The 20,811-nt window shown below is 69.3% G+C and carries 22 protein-coding genes and 2 pseudogenes; 14 read left to right on the top strand and 10 right to left on the bottom strand.

Features of this window, described 5'->3' with window-relative positions; translation table 11 throughout:
• The first annotated feature begins 440 nt into the window (after positions 1-440).
• The 5 genes from BLU79_RS36590 (at position 441) to BLU79_RS48670 (ending at position 4,070) form a co-directional block, all read left to right on the top strand.
• Positions 441-1,442 (top strand): C-terminal binding protein, encoded by a 1,002-nt coding sequence (locus BLU79_RS36590; RefSeq protein ID WP_093910294.1) that lies wholly within the window; start codon positions 441-443, stop codon positions 1,440-1,442.
• Complete coding sequence (locus BLU79_RS36585) at positions 1,442-2,494, top strand: phosphotransferase family protein (RefSeq protein ID WP_093910293.1); 1,053 nt, start codon at positions 1,442-1,444, stop codon at positions 2,492-2,494. The genes BLU79_RS36590 and BLU79_RS36585 overlap by 1 nt, the downstream gene beginning before the upstream one ends.
• Before the next feature lie 64 nt (positions 2,495-2,558).
• Positions 2,559-3,089 (top strand): cupin domain-containing protein, encoded by a 531-nt coding sequence (locus tag BLU79_RS36580; RefSeq protein WP_093910292.1) that lies wholly within the window; start codon positions 2,559-2,561, stop codon positions 3,087-3,089.
• Positions 3,090-3,648: 559 nt separating this feature from the next.
• Entirely contained in the window at positions 3,649-3,849 is a 201-nt protein-coding gene (locus BLU79_RS48675; protein ID WP_371132014.1) for a Mu transposase domain-containing protein, read from the top strand.
• A gap of 26 nt (positions 3,850-3,875) precedes the next feature.
• Positions 3,876-4,070 carry a hypothetical protein gene (locus BLU79_RS48670; protein ID WP_218137816.1) on the top strand — a complete coding sequence of 65 codons (195 nt, stop codon included), beginning with the start codon at positions 3,876-3,878 and terminating at the stop codon, positions 4,068-4,070.
• A 94-nt stretch (positions 4,071-4,164) separates the two neighbouring features.
• Here BLU79_RS48670 and BLU79_RS48665 read toward each other — a convergent pair whose 3' ends face one another.
• On the bottom strand, positions 4,165-4,353 hold the full coding sequence (locus BLU79_RS48665) for a bleomycin resistance protein (RefSeq protein ID WP_218137815.1): 189 nt from the start codon (positions 4,351-4,353) through the stop codon (positions 4,165-4,167).
• A 27-nt stretch (positions 4,354-4,380) separates the two neighbouring features.
• Positions 4,381-4,806, bottom strand: coding sequence for a VOC family protein (locus tag BLU79_RS36570; protein ID WP_371132013.1), 426 nt, complete (start codon positions 4,804-4,806; stop codon positions 4,381-4,383).
• 508 nt (positions 4,807-5,314) lie between these two features.
• Here BLU79_RS36570 and BLU79_RS49420 point away from each other — a divergent pair.
• Together BLU79_RS49420 and istB are read left to right on the top strand one after the other, a co-directional pair.
• On the top strand, positions 5,315-5,449 hold the full coding sequence (locus tag BLU79_RS49420) for a hypothetical protein (RefSeq protein WP_256333593.1): 135 nt from the start codon (positions 5,315-5,317) through the stop codon (positions 5,447-5,449).
• Between the two features lie 65 nt (positions 5,450-5,514).
• A pseudogene (gene istB, locus BLU79_RS36565) lies at positions 5,515-6,230 on the top strand (IS21-like element helper ATPase IstB).
• 18 nt (positions 6,231-6,248) lie between these two features.
• Here istB and BLU79_RS36560 read toward each other — a convergent pair.
• From BLU79_RS36560 to BLU79_RS36545, 4 genes and pseudogenes are all read right to left on the bottom strand, one after another.
• Complete coding sequence (locus BLU79_RS36560; RefSeq protein ID WP_093910291.1) at positions 6,249-6,800, bottom strand: AAA family ATPase; 552 nt, start codon at positions 6,798-6,800, stop codon at positions 6,249-6,251.
• A gap of 450 nt (positions 6,801-7,250) precedes the next feature.
• Positions 7,251-8,296, bottom strand: a pseudogene (locus tag BLU79_RS36555) (IS701 family transposase); the annotation flags it as partial.
• Positions 8,297-8,482: 186 nt separating this feature from the next.
• On the bottom strand, positions 8,483-9,469 hold the full coding sequence (locus BLU79_RS36550; protein WP_093910290.1) for an NAD-dependent epimerase/dehydratase family protein: 987 nt from the start codon (positions 9,467-9,469) through the stop codon (positions 8,483-8,485).
• 357 nt (positions 9,470-9,826) lie between these two features.
• Entirely contained in the window at positions 9,827-11,008 is a 1,182-nt protein-coding gene (locus BLU79_RS36545) for a PucR family transcriptional regulator (protein ID WP_371132012.1), read from the bottom strand.
• Positions 11,009-11,157: 149 nt separating this feature from the next.
• Here BLU79_RS36545 and BLU79_RS36540 point away from each other — a divergent pair, with 149 nt between their 5' ends.
• Complete coding sequence (locus BLU79_RS36540) at positions 11,158-12,645, top strand: long-chain-fatty-acid--CoA ligase (protein ID WP_093910288.1); 1,488 nt, start codon at positions 11,158-11,160, stop codon at positions 12,643-12,645.
• Positions 12,646-13,137: 492 nt separating this feature from the next.
• On the opposite strand, the gene BLU79_RS36535 is transcribed toward BLU79_RS36540, so the two are convergent.
• A complete protein-coding gene (locus BLU79_RS36535; protein ID WP_093910287.1) occupies positions 13,138-13,746 on the bottom strand; it encodes a TetR/AcrR family transcriptional regulator in 609 nt (202 codons plus the stop codon).
• 136 nt (positions 13,747-13,882) lie between these two features.
• On the opposite strand from BLU79_RS36535, the gene BLU79_RS36530 reads away from it, so the two are divergent.
• Together BLU79_RS36530 and BLU79_RS36525 are read left to right on the top strand one after the other, a co-directional pair.
• A complete protein-coding gene (locus BLU79_RS36530; RefSeq protein ID WP_093910286.1) occupies positions 13,883-14,644 on the top strand; it encodes an SDR family NAD(P)-dependent oxidoreductase in 762 nt (253 codons plus the stop codon).
• Positions 14,645-14,684: 40 nt separating this feature from the next.
• Positions 14,685-15,101, top strand: coding sequence for a DUF4345 domain-containing protein (locus tag BLU79_RS36525; RefSeq protein ID WP_093910285.1), 417 nt, complete (start codon positions 14,685-14,687; stop codon positions 15,099-15,101).
• A gap of 72 nt (positions 15,102-15,173) precedes the next feature.
• Here BLU79_RS36525 and BLU79_RS36520 read toward each other — a convergent pair whose 3' ends face one another.
• Positions 15,174-16,082, bottom strand: coding sequence for a LysR family transcriptional regulator (locus tag BLU79_RS36520; protein WP_093910284.1), 909 nt, complete (start codon positions 16,080-16,082; stop codon positions 15,174-15,176).
• Positions 16,083-16,335: 253 nt separating this feature from the next.
• Between BLU79_RS36520 and BLU79_RS36515 the strand changes: the two genes are divergently transcribed.
• From BLU79_RS36515 to BLU79_RS50120, 4 genes are all read left to right on the top strand, one after another.
• A complete protein-coding gene (locus BLU79_RS36515; protein WP_177001320.1) occupies positions 16,336-17,007 on the top strand; it encodes a type 1 glutamine amidotransferase domain-containing protein in 672 nt (223 codons plus the stop codon).
• Positions 17,008-17,079: 72 nt separating this feature from the next.
• Positions 17,080-17,775 (top strand): type 1 glutamine amidotransferase domain-containing protein, encoded by a 696-nt coding sequence (locus BLU79_RS36510; protein WP_093910282.1) that lies wholly within the window; start codon positions 17,080-17,082, stop codon positions 17,773-17,775.
• A gap of 92 nt (positions 17,776-17,867) precedes the next feature.
• Positions 17,868-18,158, top strand: a complete 291-nt coding sequence (locus BLU79_RS50125; RefSeq protein WP_371132011.1) for an alcohol dehydrogenase catalytic domain-containing protein — start codon at positions 17,868-17,870, stop codon at positions 18,156-18,158.
• Positions 18,133-18,765, top strand: a complete 633-nt coding sequence (locus tag BLU79_RS50120) for a zinc-binding dehydrogenase (protein ID WP_371132010.1) — start codon at positions 18,133-18,135, stop codon at positions 18,763-18,765. The genes BLU79_RS50125 and BLU79_RS50120 overlap by 26 nt, the downstream gene beginning before the upstream one ends.
• Positions 18,766-18,775: 10 nt before the next feature.
• Here BLU79_RS50120 and BLU79_RS36500 read toward each other — a convergent pair whose 3' ends face one another.
• Together BLU79_RS36500 and BLU79_RS36495 are read right to left on the bottom strand one after the other, a co-directional pair.
• Positions 18,776-19,426 (bottom strand): class I SAM-dependent methyltransferase, encoded by a 651-nt coding sequence (locus tag BLU79_RS36500; protein ID WP_093910281.1) that lies wholly within the window; start codon positions 19,424-19,426, stop codon positions 18,776-18,778.
• An 856-nt stretch (positions 19,427-20,282) separates the two neighbouring features.
• Positions 20,283-20,699 (bottom strand): MarR family winged helix-turn-helix transcriptional regulator, encoded by a 417-nt coding sequence (locus tag BLU79_RS36495; RefSeq protein WP_256333592.1) that lies wholly within the window; start codon positions 20,697-20,699, stop codon positions 20,283-20,285.
• Positions 20,700-20,811 lie beyond the last annotated feature (112 nt).

The raw sequence follows: 20,811 nt of genomic DNA, 5'->3' as shown, positions 1-20,811 counted from the left end.
CTTGGCCCGTCAAGATGCGAACAGTGGATTTCTTCGGCGGTCCTCCTTTTCCTGTGGTGACGGGGCTCCGCCGCTCTGAAATGGGTGCTGCCGCCAGGCGCCGAAGATCAGGTGACCGCCGCACTCTTGACGCGTCGAAGACCGTGAATGCTATCGTTAGCATCACGTGGCTGTGACAAAGTGACTCGACATGCCCCGGCACCTCGTGACCCGTTCCAGGGGCGTACTGCCGCACCTGCCCGACCACAAGTCGGCGAGCGTCGGCGACACCCGACCCGAGCCCAGCGACCCCTTCCCTTCCACCCGTGGCGGCCGGCGACTCATCGGACATACCGTCGGCCGCCCTCAAAGGTGGCAATCAGAACCCGCTCACCGGACACGACCGAGCCCGACGCCCGTCTGTCCGCCGCGGCCGCACGATCATGCGAGGACGATCTGCTATGAACCCATCGAGCCGCCCGGCAACTGTGCTGCTCACCGACTACGCCTGGCCCGACGACTCCGTGGAGCGATCGATCATCGAAGGCGCGGGCCACACCCTCGTGACCGGCCCTGCCGAGCCCGCCTCCGCCGAGGCCATCGAGGAATTGGTGGCCGAGCATCGGCCCGCCGGGATCCTGACCTGCTGGGCGCCCGTCTCCGCCACCGCGATCGGCACCACGCCGGACCTGCGGATCGTGGCCAGGCTCGGTGTCGGCCTCGACAACATCGCCGTGGACGCCGCCACCGAGCGGGGCGTGTGGGTCACCAACGTGCCGGACTACTGCGTCGAGGAGGTCTCCGACCACGCCGTCGGCATGGTGCTGGCCTGGACACGTGGCCTCGCGGTGTTCGACCGGGAGGTCCGTGCGGGCCACTGGGACCCCGCGAGCGCCCGGCTGCGCCGTCTGTCGGCGCTGACTTGCGGCGTCGTCGGGTACGGGCGGATCGGGCGCGCCACGGTACGCAGGCTCGGCGGGTTCGGCTGCCGGATCCTGGCGCATGACCCACACCCGCCGAAGGACGCCCCCGGAGTGGAGATGGTGGGCCTGGAGGAACTGCTCCGCCGCAGCGACGTGGTGATCCTGCACGTGCCGCTCACACCCGCCACGCACCACATCGTCGGAGCCGAGCAGCTGGCGCTGATGAAGCCGGGCGGCCTGCTGGTCAACGTCAGCCGGGGCGGCCTGGTGGACACCGACGCGGTGACCAAGGCGCTCGACACCGGGCACCTGGACGGGGCCGCCTTCGACGTCCTGGAGACCGAGCCGCACGTCCCCGACGAGCTGCTGGACCAGCCGGGCGCGCTCCTCACTCCGCACGTGGCCTTCTCCTCCGACGCGTCGGTCACCGAACTGCGCCGCCGCGCCGCCGAGGAGGTCGTACGGATCCTTGCGGGCGAGGCGCCGGCCCACGCATGCAACACCCCCAGCGGCCCGAGCACCGGTGCGGGTGACCGGTGATGAGCCCGACCTCCGCGCAGGTCAGCCCGGATCCCGCACTGGCCGACTTCCTGCTCGCCCACAAGCTGGCCGGGCCCGGCGAAGCCGCGCACTGGACCCCGCTGGCCGGTGGCGTCTCGTCCGACCTGTGGCGGGTGGACCTGCCGGGACGGTGCCTGTGCGTCAAGCGGGCGCTGGCCCGGCTTCGCGTCGCCGCCGACTGGCAGGCGCCCGTGTCGCGCAACGCCTTCGAATGGGCGTGGATGCGATTCGCATCCCGGCACCAGCCGGACAGTGTGCCCGAGCTGCTGGCCCACGACGCCGAAGCCGGCCTCTTCGCGATGGCTTTCCTGCCCCCCGAGGGATACCCGGTGTGGAAGGCACAGTTGCTCGACGGTCAGGTGGAGACGGCGACCGCCGCGGCCGTCGGACGACTGCTCGGCAACCTGCACGCGGCGAGCGCGGGCGATGCCACCCTCGCCGAGGAGTTCGCCACCGACGACAACTTCCACGCGCTGCGCATCGAGCCGTACCTGCTGGCCACCGCTGCCGCACACCCCGATCTCAGTGACATCCTCCAAGGCCTCGCCGACCGCACGGCCGACACACACCTCGCCCTGGTGCACGGCGACGTCAGCCCCAAGAACATCCTCGTCGGCGCCTCGGGGCCTGTGCTGCTGGACGCCGAGTGCGCCTGGTATGGAGACCCGGCCTTCGACCTGGCCTTCTGCGTCAACCATCTGCTCCTGAAGAGCCTCGTCGTGCCCGGCCACCGAGCCGAACTCCTCGGCTCCGCCCGGGTGCTGGCCGAGGAGTACGTCCGGTGCGTCGACTGGGAGCCCGTGCCCGTGCTCGAGGCGCGGGCCGCATCACTGCTGCCGGCGCTGCTGCTGGCACGCGTGGACGGTAAGTCCCCGGTGGAGTACCTCACGGATGACCTGCACCGGCATTTCGTGCGGACAGTGGCGTCGGCCCTGCTCCGGGCACCCGCCCTCACGATGGCGGATGTCCTGGACGCCTGGGCGACCGCGCTCAAGTCCCCGACCGAAACCGGCAGCCGCATACGCGACTGACCCAACCGACTCGACGGATCCGGCGGACCAGGCGGATCCGCCGGAACCGACCGAGGAGACACACATGCGCAGAGTCGTCACCGGCCATGACGAGAACGGGAAGTCCGTCGTCGTCAGCGACTGCCCCGTGCCGCGCAGCCGGGAGTTCACCAGCCTGCCGGGCTGGGTGTCCCGCCTGCCATGGGCCACCGAACCCGGCGAGCAGGTCGGCCGGACCGGGGAGGACCCCACGCCGAAGGTCACCAGCCTGCTCCCGGCGCCCGGCGGCACACGATTCATCGTCCTGACCTTCCCGCCGGACGCCGCGATGGCCGACCCGGCGTTCGACCCCGACGCCTTCGACCGCGAACAGCGGGCCGACTCGCCCGGCATCGCCGAACTCATCGGGCCCGACGGCATGCACACCACGCCGACCGTCGACTACGGCATCGTGCTGCAGGGCGAGATCGTCCTCGAACTCGACGACGGCCACCTCACCCGGCTCTCGGCAGGGGACATCGTGATCCAGAACGGCACCCGCCACGCCTGGCGCAACCACGGCGACCAGCCGGTCACGATGGCCTTCGTCCTCGTCGGCGCGGAATGTGGTCGCTGACAGAGCAGGAGCGGCTGCGATCCCGAAGCCGGGGAAGTCCTCTCCATGTGAAGCGACCATGGCGGACACGTGTGGCTTCGTAGTCGAGGGTTCTCGTCGACCGAGGTGCACCGGTTCTGGGCGGCGACGGTCGTGGCCGGTCCCAGCGAGAAGTCTCCGCCTGTGGCACCGGCCCATGACACGCTGTCAGCCGAAGTACCGGCCCGTTCATCTGCGGCCACCCAGGAGCTGATTGCCGCCCTGTGAGCCGAAGGTCCTGGGGCGGGGTGCTGGACTTGGTGGGGCGACTCTGACGTCCCGACGACGAGCGGTGCTGTGGCGCGCCATCAGATCCAGGAGGCCGCTGTCCATGCCTTCGGCGCACAAATGGCTACCGGAACTCCCCAGACAGTCCCTGCGGGTGTCGCGTTCGACGGCACCGCGGACTGCGGGTGAGTACTCGCCGCCGAACGGCCGCTGCTCAAGCCGCTGCCCGACGAGCCGTTCGAGACCGGCCGCTGGTCGAGCCCGCGGGTGAACCGCTACGGGACAGGTCAGCGTCCGCACCAACCGCTACTCGGTGCCAGTACGGCTGACCGGACGGCAGGTGCGGGTCTTGCTGCACGCCTCCGAAGTGGTCATCTACGACGGCCGCACGGAGGTCGCCCGGCATGAACGCCTGGTCGCCAAGGGAGGGGCGCGCCTCGAACTCGACCACTACCTGGAGGCCCTGCTGCGGTCCGCAAGGCGCACGGTGACGCAACCGGGACGCGGACACTGATCGAGGTCCTGTTGCTGCACCGGCACATGGCCCACGAACACGTGGTGGCCGGCATCGCGGCGGCCTTGGGCGCCGGGGCCCTGACCGCGGACGCGATTGCGCTGGAGGCCCGCAAGGCCGCCGAGGCCGACGACCCGCACACCGCCGAGGACCAGACGGAGGAGCCGGAGCCCTCGCCGGTGTCCGCGTACTCATCAGCGTGCTCAGTGAGGTATGGATGAACGTGCCCAGTTGGACGACAGTGTGCGTGTCAGCCTCAAGGTCGCGCCATGCTGAGGTGCGGTGTGGCCTGGGCGGGCACGTCGCAGGCGGCCTTTATCGCAGCAGCGGTTCCATGTGGAGCGCGGCGTCGCCGGCCGCCTGGTCGGGAGTCCGGCCGCTCTCACGGGCGACCATGTACGCGGCGTACCAGTCCCACCAGTTGTGCTCCGGGGCCGTTGCCTCGTACAGACCGTGGTGCTGCTCGGTCTCACGCAAGAGTTCTGTCAACGCGGTGACGTTCATGGCGAAACTTCCTCCGTCGTCCCGGAATCACCGTCCGGGCAGTCGCACCTGGACCTCTTGCAGCAACCACCCATTGCCGTCCGGGTCACTGAACGAGGCGTATGAGCCGTAGCTGCGACGCTCTGGATCGGGGCCGTCCACCGGCTCCTGGACGCCGTTGTCGTAGACGTTGTGGAAGACCTCGCTCACGTCAACGCCCCTGTCGACCAGGTCGGCGCGGGCTCGGTCGATGTCGGAGACCACGAGGTAGAGACCCTGGGCGGAGCCCGGTGCCACGGAGGTGACCCCACGGCCGAAGATAACCGAGCTCACAGACCCCGGTGGCGTCACCTGCACGATCCGGAACTCCGAGCCGGCTTCGTAGTCCGCGTCGAGCCGCCACCCCAGGCTCCTGTAGAAGCGCAGGGCACGGTCGACGTCAACGACCGGGATGACGATGACCTCAAGGCTCATATTGATGGTCGGATCTTGTACGACGTCCGTTGCGCCGTCCTTATGTGCTTGCAGGGTGCTCACATCGACCTCCCGTGACGGATGCCGGTTATGACCCCTGATAAGCCGCCAGCGGCGGGAACCCGAGCGCCGACTCTGGGTCATCCGTGACCGGCAATATCACAATTCTCGCTCAATGGGTAAAATCTGGCTCGACGAGCCCATACTCCCCGGTGTGGAGGTCGCGGTGTCCGGCCAAGAACCGGGAGTCCGGCTCCGGACCAGGCGTGTCATGTCGAGCACAAAGTGCGTCAGGCCGACGACTTCTCACCGGGCGGCACCCGGGGTATCACGTTCGCGCCCGAAAGGTGGAACCGCTGGTCACGTACGGTCCCGGGGCAGTCGCTGCCCGTGACGGTCGGCGACTGCAGCGTGCGAACGGCTGCCCACCAGCAACCCTCCGCACGTCAGGAACCGGGCACGTTCATCCGTACGTGATTGAGCACGTTCATGTGTACGCCGACAGCCGGTGGCCTCGTTGACCGCCCGCCGGCTGGCCCGGCTGCCCGCCAACACCCAGCCGCTGCCGTCGCTGGCCGGCTACGACGCGCTGCTGCGACATCCCCGGCCCGCCACCGTCCGTCCCCAGGGGGAACCGCCGTGAGTGCTCAACGCCATCGGGGCCTGACCGAGCAGGCCGCCGACGCTGCCATCGACTCCGCCTGCGGGATGCTGCGGCTGCCCACGATCCGGGCCCAGTTCCCCGACGCCGCCGGCTCGGCGGCCCGCGAGCAGATGACGTATCGCGGGTTCCTTGCCGAACTGCTGATGGCCGAGTGCGACGACCGGGCCCGCCGACGCCCGAGCGGCGGAGCAAAGCGGCCGGCTTCCCCCGCCAGAAGTCCCTGCGGGACTTCTCCTTCGACGCCAACCCCAACACCGACCCGGCCGTGATCCACACCCTGGCCTCCTGCGAATGGATCAAGAAGGGCGAGCCGCTCCGCCTGATCGGTGACTCCGGCACCGGCAAGTCGCACCTGCTGATCGCGCTGGGCACCGAGGCCGCCACGGCCGGTTTCAGGGTCCGCTACGTGTTGGCCGCCAAGCTCGTCAAAGAACTCGTCGAGGCCGCCGACGAACGCCAGTTGACCAAGGCCAACGCCCGCTACGGCCGCGTTGATCTCCTCGCGATCGACGAACTCGGCTACATGGAACTCGACCGCCGCGGCGCTGAACTGCTGTTCCAGGTCTTGACTGAGCGGGAAGAGAAGGCGTCGGTGGCCATCGCTTCCAACGAATCGTTCGGAGGGTGTACGAAGACCTTCGCCGATCCCCGGCTCTGCGCGGCAATCGTGGACCGGCTCACCTTCGGCGGCAACATCATCGAGACCGGCACCGACTCCTACCGCCTCGCGCACGCCAAGGCCCAGCAGGACAGCGGCTGAGCGCAGCCGCCGCCGCGGTCATACCCCGGAGGTTCCGCTGGCGCGGACCCGGGCCAGCACCTGGTCGGCCAACTCCTGCGGGGTCAACTCGCCGTCCAGGAACACCGTGTCGCTGGGCAAGGTGTCGGCTGCGGCCATGCACGGCTCGATCCTGGCCTTGCACCAGCGCCGAACCTTCTCGTCCTGCTCAGGGCTGTCCGGGGTGAAGCTCCGGCCATCGATCCGCTGCTCCAGAACCTCTCGGGAGACCTTGAGGAAGAAGTGGTGGACGTCGATGCCCGCATCCTTCAACGCGCCGAAGATCTCACCGACATAACCGGGATTGACCAAGGTCATGGGGACCAGGACCGGGCGGCGATACTCCTCGACCAGGCCCACCGCCAGGTCGGCGACCTGCCGACGCCACAGCCGAAGGTCCTGGAAGTCGCCGGTCGGCACCTCCACGATCTCCCGCAGCACATAGCCGACCATCTCCGGGTCATAGACCAGCACTTCGGGCCAGCGCGGACGCAACTCGTCCACCAGCGTGGTCTTCCCACTGCCGAACGCACCGTTCACCCAGACGATCAACGCGATCCTCCCCGCCCCGTTGCCATGCCCCCGCGTCGGGCCCGGCATGTCCGATCAGCATGCCGCGCGGTCTGGGTGGGGCCGAACTCCACTGCCAGATCAGGTCCGAAAGATCACTAAGTGGGGCCGAAACCCGCTGCCGAGCGGAGCCGGCTCACGTTGTCGAATCCGGGACGTTCACGCGATCGGCCAACACACGTGGCGGCGGCATGTGTCCACATAAGCGGCGGGCGAGGCGGACAAGTGTCATGGCAGGTGTCTTCTGCACCCGGTTCAGGGCGAGGTGACGCTTTTCGGACGTCTCTGGCTGGAGCCGCACCCGTAGCGGCGGGAGCCTTCCGCCACCTGACTGTGGCCCGCCTCGTGTGTCGTCGGCGGTTCGGCCAGCCCGACCGCCGACCGACCACGTAAAGGGCTCTGCAGTTGTGGAGCTGCGTCATGTAAGTCGGCAAGGGGCGGCATAGGGTCACTTTGCCGCTTCAGGAGCCGTCGTCCGTCTCGGTCTGCGGCGAGGACGGTCAGGGCGAGCAGGGCGAGCAGGGCGAGTGTGATGTGCCGGTGCCAGGAGGTCCAGTGGCTGACCTCGTAGTGGGTGAGTCCGACCTGGCCCTTGGCCGCTTGGAAGCATTCCTCGATGCTCCGGCGGGCACCGGCGACGCGGACCAGCAGGTGGTGGTGGCTGTCGGTGCCGGTGTGGATCCAGGCCCAGTCGTAGTACCGCGGCCCCTTCGCGCCGTTGCCGGCGCTGTGCCGCTGCCAGGCCGTGGCGGGCAGTCGAGCGGCGACGGTGTCCGCGCGGACGGCAGTGCGGCCGTGGTTGATTCTCACTCGCATCGGGCAGGCGACGGCCAGCACGTAGCCGGTGCCACGTGCCTCAAGGGCGGCACGCAGCTGGGGGTCCTGTCCGTAGGCTTCGTCGGCGGTCACCCAGGGGGCGGTGATCCCGGCGTCCAGGCGGCAGCGATCATCTCCGAGGCTAAACGGGGCTTGGTGGCGAGTTGCACCGTCTCGGGTATCCCAGCTGCGGTGCGGCGCTCAGGGCCATGGGACCAGGAGCGTTCCGGGAGGTAGAGCCGTCGGTCGATCAAGGCCCGGCCCCGGCTGGTGGCCAGAGCGAGGAACACGCCGACCTGGGCCTTCTCGATGCGTCCCGCAGTGCGGGTGTACTGCCTCTGCACCCCTGCCGAGGACTGGCCCTTGTTGAGGAAGCCGGTCTCGTCCACGATCAAGACACCGTCCTCGGCGCCGAGGTGTTCAGTGGCGTAGGCGCGTACCTCGTCGCCGTCCGGACCGGACCGCATCGGCATCCAAGCGGGCGTGGCGCAGCAAACGCTGCATCGGCCCGGGCCGGGTGTGGCCCGCCTGCTCGGCCGGCTGCCAGCAGTTCTTCCGTTCGACGTTCGAACGGCAGCCCGGGCAGGTAGGAGCGGGGCCGCGGCCCGGGGCCCAACTCGCCCGAACCGGCCCGCGATTCGGGCCATGACCCGGTCGAACATCGCCCGCCAGCGGGCAGGGTCCACGCTATGGCCTGTGGCCACCGCACGATCTTCAGGAGTCCACACAACTCCCGGTGATCACGCGGTGGTCGTACCGGTTCTCGGCCGGGCCCACCACGAGATCGGGAAGTCGGAACTGAAGGCGCCTGTAGAGACGCTCGGGTGTGCGAGCCCGGTCCCGCGTCGTCAGCCGAGGGCGTCGAGCAACTCGCGCTCGCGCTGCGCGCTAAGGCCTGCGCGCCTTTCCCGGTCCAGCCCTTGCTCGCGTTCCCAGCGCAGCGTGTCGGCCAGCATCTCCGACGGGGGCCGGTGACGCAGCCCCGCGGCGCGCGCCGAGGAGCCGTCCCGGGTCGACCACCCTTCCCAGCCCGGCTCGACCAGCCACATCGCCAGCGATTCGGACCCCATGTACTGGGCCACGCCGTTGGCGAGCAGCCACGCCGTTTCGGCGGTGACCACCGGACCGGTGTGCCCGCCGGCGGCGCGGGACAGCTCGATCCACTCTTCGAACGGAACGACCGGGCCGACGGCGTTGTACGTGCCGGTGGTTCCCGTCTCCGCGGAGTCGAGCAGCCAGGAGGTGAGGTCCCGCACGTCGACCACCTGGGTGGGCATGGCCGGTGTGTCGGGGACCAGCATCGGACCTCGCGGATCGCGTGCGGCGCGGGCGACCCAGTAGCCGGAGCGCCCGCTGTCATCGCCCGGGCCGCCGATGAGCCCGGCTCGTGCAATGAGGAGGCGGTCGCCCACAGCGGCCGTCGACGCCTGCTCGCAGGCGACCTTCGCCTCGCCGTACAACTCGCGGTCGACCTCGCTCCGTTCGGTCGGGGCGAGCAGGGCCGCGGACTCGTCCGCCCCCAGCGTGGCGTGCGAGGCGTAGGCGTTGCCGGACGAGACATACACCCAGTGCCCGGCCTTGCTGCCCAGCATGTCGAGTGCTCCACGAACGAAGCCCGGCTGCCATGACACCTCGACGACCGCGTCCCATACGCGGTCGAGCAGGGGCTCGTACGCCGACGGATCGCGCCGGTCGGCGGCGACCAGTGTCGCTCCGTCCGCGACTTCTCCGCTCTCGCCACGCGCGAGGCAGGTCACCCGGTGGCCGCGTTCGATCGCCTGCCGCGACAACTCCCGAGCCACCCATGCCGTTCCGCCCAGAACCAGGATCTCCATACCGACACACAAGCACCGGGATCACCGCCCGGTCAGGCGGATTCGCTGACAGCAGATGGTCAGCCGTCAAGTCGACCTCAACCCTCGGGCAAAAACGTCGACCCGCCGAGGCATCCGGACATCCGATCACGAAGTCGCAAACCAGCGGCCCTCAGCCGGAGCTGAGTAGGAACACCCCTGCCCACGAGGCGAAAGCTTTCCCCAACCAGACCGCGACGGAGATCCTTTCCGCTGCTTGACGGCGGTGCCATCAAGAATTCCCCAGGTACGGCCAGTTGCTGAGGTAACTGAGCGTGGCAGCTGTCGGCCAGACGTACGAGAGGCGCGCTCGACAAGTCACTGACCACGGCGGTCTTCTCAGAGGACGTCATCGAATGAGGCGCCCGCCCGGCGGACCGCAAGGAGGGCCGCGCCGATGTCCGCCACCGCTCGTGGATCGGACAGGGAGCGGCCCGCCAACTCCTCGACACGGCGCAGCCGGTAGCGGACGGTGTTGGGGTGGACGAAGAGACTCCGCGCTGCGTCCGTGGCGGAGCCGGCGGCGGCGTACCAGTGCTCCAGGGTCTCCAGGAGACGGGCACGCTCCGCGGCCGGGAGGTCGAGCATGGGCTGGAGGACCACCTCCACGAGGTGCGCCGCCTCGGCCGGGGCGGCGGCCACGACCATGGCCAGCGGGTTGTCGTCGAACCGCGCGACGCCGGGGCCGGTGCCCTGGAGGCCGGCCAGAGCCAGGCGGGCGAAGCGCAGAGCCTGGGGGGTGTCCCGCAGCGAGTGAAAGCACGGGCTGACACCGACGCGGGCGCCCGCGCGGCGCAGGATGCGCAGACAGGTGCTCTCCGCCGTCGCCGTGGGCAGGGCGGCCAGACCGATCTGCTGGTCGGGCAGCAGCCGCCAGGCGAAGGGGACCTGGGCCTGACGCAGCGCCGCTTCCGTCCCCGCCAGCGGCTCCTCGCCGGGAGCGTCGGCCGCCGCCGCGGCGACCACGTAGGGTCCGCGGTCGGGCAGACCCAGCTCGCGGGCGGCCTCCCACAGTGTGCGGTCGGCGATGACTCCCGTGAACAGCGCCTCCACCAGCGCCGAGCGGCGCGCCTGACGTCGCGAGGTCAGCTCGGCGGTCGTCTCGCGGTAGGCCGCCGCCACCGCCTCCGCGTAGCGGCCGAACAGAGCCCAGATCTCCGCGGACTGGGACACCAGTTGGGCGTCGGTGACCTCGGGATGGGTGCGTGCTTCGGCGAGGATGTCCGTCCACAGGAGCTCGAAGCCGATCCGGTACGCGTGCAGGGTGTCCGCCAGCGGCACGCCCTGCTCGGCGCGGAGACGGCCGGTCTCCCGGGCCGGGCTCGGGTCCTGCGCGCCGGCGCGGCCGAGCTGGTCCAGGAGCAGGTCCGCGTTGGCGGTGCACGAGCGGCGCAGTGAGTCGAAGGGGATCAGCGACTCGTCCTTGTAGGCGTCGACGTCCGAGCGGATGCGCTGCGCCATCCGCTCGCCCAGTTCCGGCAGCTTCTCCTGAAGAGCCGAGACCACCCCTGAGAAGTTCATTCCCGCAGCGTAACGCCCCTGTTTTGTTCTCGGGAACAATCCGGGAGGGCAGACGCTGTCATGCCGCACATAGGCCGTCGCCATCGACGTCTGCACGATGTCGGCAACGTGAACAGCGGATTTCGACGGCGACGTTCGTGGAGGCGGTCATGGCCAATCTGGCGGAGTTCCTGGTGGAGACGGCACGGCGGCAGCCTGAACGCCCCGTGCTGCGACTGGGGGGCCAGGTCACCAGCTACGCGGAGCTCGACGAGCGCAGTGCCCGTGCCGCCGCGCTGCTGCGGGCCGAGGGCGTACGACCGGGGGACCGGGTCGCGCTGATGCTGCCGAACGTTCCCGAGTTCGTCGTCCTGTACTACGGCGTGCTGCGCGCCGGAGCGGTCGTCGTGCCGATGAACCCGCTGCTGAAGACCCGGGAGACCGAGTACCACCTGCGTGACTCGGGCGCCAAGCTGCTCTTCGAGTGGCACCAGGCGCCGGGCGAGGGTGCGCAGGGCGCGGCCGCCGCCGGAGTTCGGCACCTGGCCGTCGAGCCCGCCGCCTTCGCGGGCCTGCTGGCCGGTCACGAGCCGCTGCCGGAGGTGAGCGAGCCGGACGGCGAGGACGTGGCCGTGCTGCTGTACACCTCCGGTACCACCGGCCGCCCCAAGGGCGCCACGCTCACCCACACCGGGCTGAGGCACAACACCGAGGTCAACACGGTTCACGTGCAGCGGATGACGGCGCAGGACGTGGTCGTGGGCTGTCTGCCGCTGTTCCACATCTTCGGCCAGATCTGCACGATGAGCGTGACCGTCCGCGCCGGTGCCTCGCTCACCCTGATCCCCCGCTTCGACCCGCAGACCGTCCTGGACGCCATCGCCCGCGACCGGGCGACGATCTTCGAGGGCGTACCGACCATGTACGCGGCACTGCTCCAGCACCCGTCGGAGGCCGACGTCTCCACGCTGCGGATGTGCGTCTCCGGCGGAGCCTCGCTGCCGGTGGAGATCCTGCACGGCTTCGAGCGTCGCTTCGGCTGCGTGGTGCTGGAGGGCTTCGGCATGTCCGAGACGAGTCCGGTGGTCACCTTCAACCACCCCGACCGGCCACGCAAGGCCGGGTCCATCGGCACCCCGATCAAGGACGTGGAGGTGCGGCTCCTCGACGACAAGGGCCAGGACGTGGCTCCCGGCGAGATCGGCGAACTGGCCGTGCGCGGGCCGAACGTGATGAAGGGGTACTGGAACCGCCCGGAGGAGACCGCGGCCACCATCCCCGATGGCTGGCTGCGCAGCGGCGACCTCGCGCGCCAGGACGAGGACGGCTACCTGTACATCGTCGACCGCAAGAAGGACATGATCATCCGCGGCGGCTACAACGTCTACCCGCGTGAGATCGAGGAGGTGCTCCACGAGCACCCGGCCGTCGCGCTGGCCGCGGTGGTGGGCGTGGCCGACGCACATCTGGGCGAGGAGATCGCGGCCGCGGTGGTGCTCCGCCCGCAGGCGCAGGCCACACCCGACGAGCTCCGGCAGTTCGTCAAGGAGCGGGTGGCGGCGTACAAGTACCCGCGCGAGGTGTGGCTCGTGGACACGCTGCCGACCGGCCCCAGCGGCAAGATTCTCAAGAGGGAGATCAGCGCGCCGGCGGGGTGACGTCGATGTGGTCGAGTCGGCCGGGTAGCGACGAGCAGCAACGCCGACGCGTTCGCGGGTTCTCGACGGCTCCCCGGCCGACGGCGGCACCCGGCAACCGGGCAGAGAGGCTGTGCCTGTCGCCTGCTTATGCGGCCGAGGGAGTCTGTAGAAGATCCACATGAACCCGAACGGACCGGACTCCGTCGCTGCGCAAGCCGGGAAGGCCCTGTGAGGCCCTGTGGGCAGCAGCAGCCCGTGGGGGATCCCACAAACGGGCCACCCCGCTGGCGTGGGGATGCCAAGGGAGTTATCGTCTAGAGGTAGAATGACCGGTAACCCTACCCCGTAGGGGCGCCTCGACCTCCCGGGCGGGACTGCCAACCGGGCAAGCAACTGCCAGGGGGTCCCGGTGCACGTCGAACAGAGATGAAAAGCTCCATGAAGCCAATCCGCGCCCCGGCTTGCCCGGGGCCCAACAGAGGGCCGGTGTTTCGCGCGGCCTCGAAGGGGTCAGCCTCCCGACCGGATCAGCCGGACCGCGTCCAGCAGGGTCTTGTGGGCGGCCGTCGAGTCGTCCAGGTAGCCCGCTGCCATCGCACCGTCGTACAGCATCAGCAGTGCACCGGCGGCCGACTCCGGGTCGGTGTGGCCGAGCCGGGTGAGCAGGTCCTGGAAGAGGGTGCGGATCCAGTCCCGGTGGGATGTCACCAGGCCGCGGACCGGATGGTCGGCGTCCGGGTACTCGGCGGCCGCGTTCAGGAACGGCGATCCGCGAAAGCCGCGCTCGCGGGCGTGCTCGGCGATCGCCTCGAAGATCAGGTCGAGCGCCTCCGCGGGCGGGTGCCCGGCGGCCAGCGGTTCGGCCACCCCCTTGTAGTAGGCGTCCTTGGTCAGCAGATAGGCCACGACCAGGTCGTCCTTGGAGGCGAAGTGCCGGTAGAAGGTCACCTTCGTCACCCCGGCCTCGGAGATCAGCCGCTCCACTCCGACCGCGCGTACGCCCTCGTAATAGAACAGCCGCGACGCGGCCCGCACGAGGCGTTCGCGAGGCGGGAGATCTGCCACGGTCTTGGTCCCCTGACGTTCGGTGTCGGTGGTCTTCTTCCCAGTGATGCTCACTTCCCCATTGTGCCCTCGGCCCGGCCTTGAGCGGCCTGCACCCCCCTACGGCCTCACAGCAGGGCCGTATCCCCCCATGTCCCGCACGGCTCACAGCAAGGTGGGTGGCCGTGCCGCGTATCGAAAGGCTTGAACGATGACTCGTCGTCTTGAAGGAACCGTCGCCCTGGTCACCGGAGCATCCAGCGGCATCGGCCATGCCACCGCCCTGGAGCTTGCCCGCGAGGGTGCCTCCGTGGCCTTGGTCGGCCGGCGTGAGGACCGGCTCACCGACCTTGCCACGGAAATCTCCAACGCCGGTGGCAAGGCCCTGGTCGTGCCCGCCGACATCACCACTGCCCAGGCCGCCGCGGAAGCGGTCGAGCGGACTGTCAACGGCCTGGGCCGCCTGGACACGCTGGTCAACAACGCAGGCCTCATGCTGCTCGGGCCCGCCCCCGGTGCGGACCTGAACGACTGGCGGCGCATGATCGACATCAACCTCATGGGCCTGATGTACACCGCTCACGCGGCCGTCCCCCACCTGGTCAAGGCCGCCGCCGAGGAGCCGCGTCGGGTCGCCGACATCGTCAACGTCGGCTCGCTCGCCGGCCGCAACGCCTACGCCATGTCCGCCGTGTACAGCGCCACCAAGTTCGGCGTCGGTGCCTTCAGTGAGGCGTTGCGCCAGGAACTGACACGCCAGCACGTCCGTGTGTCGGTCATCGAGCCGGGCAGCGTCGACACCGAACTGCGCACGCACAACCCCGACGTCATCCAGCAGCACATCGTCGCCGCCCTCGGAGACATCGAGCGGCTGCAGAGCCAGGACATCGCCGACACCGTCGGCTACATCGTCACCCGCCCCCGGCACGTGGCCGTCGCCGAACTGCTCGTACGCCCCACCGAGCAGGCCTGAACACCAACACCGGGGCCAACTCCGAGACGAGCAAGGAGTCATGATGGCGGCCGGCACCCCTGTCACAGCAGCCAACACCATCGTCCGTGTCTGCCTGCTGCTGGCCGCTGCCATCGCGCTCGGAGACGGCCTGCAGCAACTGGCGCAGGGAGGCCCGGCGGACGCGGCGGAAGCGGACAACGCGCACCGCTTCCTGGCGGGCGTCTACGTGGGCTGGGCTCCCCTGTTCGCCTGGGTGGCGGCAACGATCCGCCGGCAGGGAGTACTCGTCCACTTCCTGGCCGTCCCGATCTTCCTCGGTGGCGTCGGGCGGCTGGTCTCCTTCGCCCGGGACGGCTTGCCCAGCCCGGCGGGAGTCTTCCTCGCCTCCGCCCTCCTGGAGTTCGTTCTCCCGATCGTCATCGTCTGGGCGCACTCCACCGCACTCAGGTCCAGACGAGTGGCGGCTGCCGCCTGAGGCGGCAATCCCGGGCGGCAGACCGGCCGGAGGCACGATGCGTCACAATGCGACGGCGTTGCCGGGGTCGGCTCACCAGATTTTCGCCGCCGCCAGGAGCTGCTCGCGGACGAGTGTCACGTGCGGGTTGGTGGAGCTGCCCGGGCGTTGGACGAGGTAGGCGGTGTTGATCGGCGGGTCCTCCGGCTGGTGCAGCAACCGGAGGGCGCCGGAGGCGAGTTCGCCTTGGCACAGATAGCTGGGCAGGACGCTCCAGCCGGCGCCGGCGGTGACGGCGGTGAGGACGCCGCGCAAGTCGGGGACGGTGATCGCGGCCTGGGCGTGCAGCCGGCGGCCGAAGACGTGGCGCCAGTAGCGGCGGGCGATGGGCAGGTCCTCGGCATAGGTGATCAGGGGAAAGCTCTCCAGGGCCGTGAGCAGCTCCTGCCCCTTGAGCCGATCGGCCCATGCGGGAGCGGCGACCAGGACGAATTCCTCGTCGGCGAGGAGTTCGAAGTGCAGCGTCCGGCCTCGGGGCCGCCGGGTGGCGACGACGAGGTCGTGGCGTCCGGCCCGTAGTTCCTCGAGCAGCGGTTCGGTCAGCCCGATGGCAACCCGCAGCCGGACGCCTTGCGCGATCAGCGGGGCCAACACCTTCAGACCGGCCACGCTCATGAACTCCGCGGGTCCCGCCAGATGCACCGGTGCCACGGTACTGCTCGGCTCCTCGCCGGTGATGACGGCCAACTGGTCCAGGGGGGCTGACAGTCGGCCGGCGAGTTCGTCGGCGTGGGGGAGCGGGGTGACGCCTTGCGCCCGGCGTTCGAAGAGCTCGCGGCCCAGGCGGTTCTCCAGGGCCCGGATCTGCGTGGTGACGGTGGACTGCGACAGGCTCAGCTGACGTGCGGCTGCGGTGAAGGAGCCCAGGCGGTGGACCGCGAGGAAGGTTCGCAGCAGGTTCAGATCCAGCGGACCGAGCCCATGAATGTCGTGATCGCCCACGGTATCGAGCCTACGAGAGAGGCGTGGCAGCCACCTGCCGTCCGTCCAAGGGGACGAGTCATCGGGGCACCGATACCTGACATCGGTCTCTTCATTGGCGCGGATACTTCAACAGCTTTAGTTTTGAGACCTAAGGGCACGGGTTCTACAGACCACCAGCGTCGGTGTCGTTCTTCCTCACCCGGTTCCGAATGCGCAGTCGGCCGATATAGGAGACGTGTGAGAAGTGAGACAGAAAAAGATTCTGGCGGTCGTGACCAATCAGGCTACTTATGGGGCGAGCAGGCATCGCACCGGCCTGTGGCTGGGGGAACTCGTCCATTTCTACGACAAGGCGGTCAAGGACGGCCACACCGTGGATGTGGTCAGCCCGGCGGGCGGCGAGGTGCCCCTCGACCCCCGAAGCCTGGGCCGATTGTTCGCCGACCAGACGGTTCGCCATTATGGAGCCGACCCGGCCTTCATGGCCTCCCTGAAATCCACGGCTTCTCTTGCCGACGCGGATCCGGACGTCTACTCCACGATCTTCTTCACGGGTGGGCACGGCACCATGTGGGACTTTCCCGACAGTGCCGACCTGCGGGGAACGGCCGAGGCCATCTACGCCGGGGGCGGCATCGTCTCCTCGGTCTGCCACGGCGCCTGCGCCCTCATCAACCTTCATGACGCCGATGGGAATCCGCTCGTACAGAACCGCACTGTCACAGGCTTCGCGACGGTCGAGGAAAGGCTGGCGGGCGTGAAGAGCAGGGTGCCGTTCCTCCTGGAGGACGAACTGCGCGCGAAGGGAGCCAGATATGTGCGCTCCACCGTCCCGATGACGCCGCACGCCGTGCGCGACGGCCGCCTGATCACGGGCCAGAACCCCGTGTCCACCAAGGCCGTCAGCGACTTGATTCTCAGTGCCTTGGCCGAGACCCAGTAACCAGTACAGAAATCTGGGGCGCCGGCATCCGCGAGGCGTCACCCGATAAACCGAGATCGAGGAAACTGCACCATGTCGAAGATCCTTTTTGTGATGACCGGCGCCGACCACTGGACGCTGTCGGACGGCACCCAGCACCCGACCGGCTTCTGGGCCGAGGAGGCCGTCACCCCGTACCAGGCATTCACGGCCGCCGGCCACGAGATCGTCATCGCCACGCCGGGCGGCGTCGTACCGCCCCTGGACCAGGTCAGCCTGGCGCCGCAGTTCAACGGCGGCGAGGAGGGCGCGAAGGCGATGGCGGACGCCCTCGCCTCGATCAGCGAGATCCAGCACCCCATCAAGCTGGAGGACGTCGACCTCGCCGACTACGCCGCCGTCTTCTACCCCGGAGGCCACGGCCCGATGGAAGACCTGGCCGTCGACGCCACCTCCGGCAGGCTCCTCATCGACGCCCTCGCCTCGGGCAAGCCGCTCGGCGTGGTCTGCCACGCCCCGGCCGCGCTGCTGGCCGCCACCAAGGCCGACGGCGGCAACGCCTTCTCCGGTTACCGGCTCACCGGCTTCAGTAACGTCGAGGAGACCCAGGGCGGCCTGGCGGCAGGCGCCAAGTGGCTGCTCCAGGACCGCCTGGTCGACATCGGCGCCGACTACCAGGAGGGCGAGCCGTGGGCCCCGAACGTGGTCGTGGACCGCAACCTGGTCACCGGTCAGAACCCGGCCTCCGCCGGGCCCGCCGCAGCCGAGATGCTCAAGAAGCTGGCCTGACCCACGAATCCGGACCGGAGCAGCGTGGTCCCTGGCCACGCTGACCTCCGCCCGCAATCTCGATCAAGGCACCAGCAGATGTCGCCCAGCGGATGGGGTGGTACCCGGTCCCGCCGGGAGCATCGCCCTACCCGGGACTGGAGGTCTCGGGCCGGATCAGCGCCATCGGCGCGGGCGTGACCCAGTGGCAACCAGGTGACGAGGTATGCGCGTTGCTTGCCGGGGGGAAGGGGGGGCGGGTACGCGCAGAAGGTCGCCGTCCCTGCCGGGCAGCTGCTCAGGGTGCCCAAGGGCATCAGTCTTGTGGAAGCGGCGGCCCTGCCCGAAGCCGCCGCCACGGTATGGTCGAACGTCTTCATGACCGGTGTTCTGAAGGCGGGTGAAACCTTCCTCATGCACGGTGGAGCCGGCGGCACAGGCACGATGGCCATCCAGATCGCCAAGGCCTGCGGCGCCCGAGTCGTCACCACCGTCGGTGGCCCCGAACAGGCCGCCAGGGTACGAGACCTCGGCGCCGACCTCGCGATCGACCACCGCAACGAGGACTTCGCCGAGCACGGCCCGTACGACGTGATCCTCGACGTCATCGGCGGCCACTACCTCCAACGCAACGTCCGTTCCCTGGCTCTCGAAGGGCGCCGGGTCGTCATCGGTCTGCAGAACGGCCTGGAGGGCGAACTCAACCTCGCCGAATTCCTCTTCAAGCGCGCGTCCGTACACGGGACCACTCTGCGTTCCCGCCCGACCGGACAGAAGGCAGCCATCGTGGCCGAGGTCCAGGACCACGTGTGGCCGCTGATCGAGAACGGATCCGTACAGGTGGTCATCGACACGCCGCGATGGCGAACCTGCTGCGGTTCCGGTCACGTCGCCACCACCCATCCCACCGACTACAGGGCGCCGAGAAGCCGGCGATGCCCCATGAGACCGTCACCGAGGCTGACCGGGAGATCACCGACGCGACCCCAAGTGGCGTCGCACCCGCCCTAGTTCAAGGGGGTCACGTGCGGGGTCTTCGCGCGTGAAGGACGAAGGCCGGGGGCGTGTTGCGCCATATGGTGCGGCTGGGGACGACTTCCTCGAAGCGGTCGGCCAGCAGGTCGCGGAACCGGCGGGCGGGGGTGAGGGGAACGGCGTGGAGGTAGGTGAACGCGGTGAACGCCCCCGCCGGGGCGAGCACCGCGGCTGTCGCGTCCATGAGCTTGTGCTGGGTGGGGGTGGGAAAGAGGGCCCAGGGGAGGCCGCTGACCACCACGTCGGCGCCCTCTATGCCACGATCGTCCAGCAGATGGCGCAGATGCACGGCGTCGCGCTGGATCACCTCCGCACCCGGGTGGCGGTGGCGCAGGCGCCGGGCGAGGAGTGGATCGATCTCGACGGCCAGGTGGCGGCCCCGTCCGCCGAGCCGGCGCTGGATCTCGGCGGTGAACGGCCCGGTGCCGGCGCCCAGTTCCACCACGACGGGCTCACCGCGTTCGGGCACCGGGGCGCAGACCGCCTCGGCCAGGTGCCGCGAGCTGGGCGCGATGGCCCCCATGCGGGCCGGTGAGCGCACCCACCGCCGCAGGAAGAGGGTGTAGTCGTTCGGCTCCTGCGAGGGTCTGCAGAGACGGCACTGCCGGGCTGTGCGGCGCGCGGTACTGGTGGTCATGTCGATGCCCTTGTCGGGAGGTGCGGATGGTCGATCATGTCGGCGCGAAGGGGCAATGCGCGGTGAGGTCCCGCTGGTGGCGCGGTGGCCGGTTCTGTTGAGGGCGGAAGGGCTGGAAGGGCGACGTCGGCAGTGGCGGACGCGACGCCTTCCACCAGCACTTCGCTTCCAAGGAGGACGTGGCTGCCGGCTACCTGGACGACTCGACGGCCGCCCACAACGGTTCGGAACTGGCCAACTGGTCCCTGACGCACGGCGTCAGGCCGGCGAGGGACTCACCGGCGGGGGCGACCCCGACCCGGGAGCGGATTGGTTTCATGGAGCCTTTTCATCCCTGTTCGACGTGCACCGGGAACCCCGTGGCAGCCGTCCGCCTGGAGGCGTTCCCGCCGGACGGCCCGCGCACTCGCTAGGTAGAATGAGCGGTAACTCTACTGGGCTCGACGATAGCTCTCCCGGTGACCTCGCGCCAGTACTCGGCTCGATTGAGGCATCCCTCACCCGTCCGCCACCGACATGGAGGACCTCTTGGTGCTGCAAGAATCCGGAGATCGGCGAGGTGCTGCCGCTGCGCTACATGTGCGGCCTCGGCTTCGGCTCGCTGTGTCTGCCCGTGAAAGGCGCCCGGAACCGCGAGTGACCGTCACTGGGTACGGACGCCGTGCACGTCACGGCACCCATCGCCGCGCGTCTGACGGCGTCGCTTCCCAGCCGGCCGAGGCGGTCGGCGCCACCACCGCCGCGACGCTGAGGGGGACGGGGGCCAAAAGCCCGGTCCATCACTATTTCTTCGCCGATCAGCGACGTCGAGACCGATCCCTGTGTCGGTTGTTCGACGGAACGGCGCCTGCGCGCATCAGCGCGGGAATACGACCGTCAGCAGGCGGAAGAGCTCGGCGCGCTCTTCGTCGGACAGTTTGTCCAGGCCGGTCTGCGTCTGCTCCATCCGCTCACGGATCGTGTCGATCGCCTTCTGGCCCGCCTCGGTGAGGGCGACGTTCTTCACGCGGCGGTCGGTGGTGCTGACTTCGCGGTGGACCAGGTCGCGCTTTTCGAGTCGGTCGATGATCCCGGTCATGTTCGACGCGTCACAGGCGAGGGTGGTCGCGAGCGAGCGCATCGAGGCAGGCGCGCGGCGCAGCACCGTGAGGGTCTTCGCCTGACTGGAGGTGAGGCTCATATCGGTGGCGGCGGCTGTGAAGTCGGCGTAATGCGTGCTGACCGAATGGGCGAGCAACTCCATGAGCTGCGCCTTGGACGGGATGGGTGGCATGCGTCGAGGGTACCGCCAAAAGGTTGAGCACCTCAACCTTTGACATCTACCGGCGTCATATTGTTTGATGTCCTCAAGCATCGAGTACCTCAATGGTTTGACTCATCGACCA

The organism is Streptomyces sp. cf386 (assembly GCF_900103585.1).
GTDB lineage: Bacteria > Actinomycetota > Actinomycetes > Streptomycetales > Streptomycetaceae > Streptomyces.
Note: the sequence above shows the minus strand (reverse complement) of the source record. Positions and strands in the feature narration are given on the sequence as shown.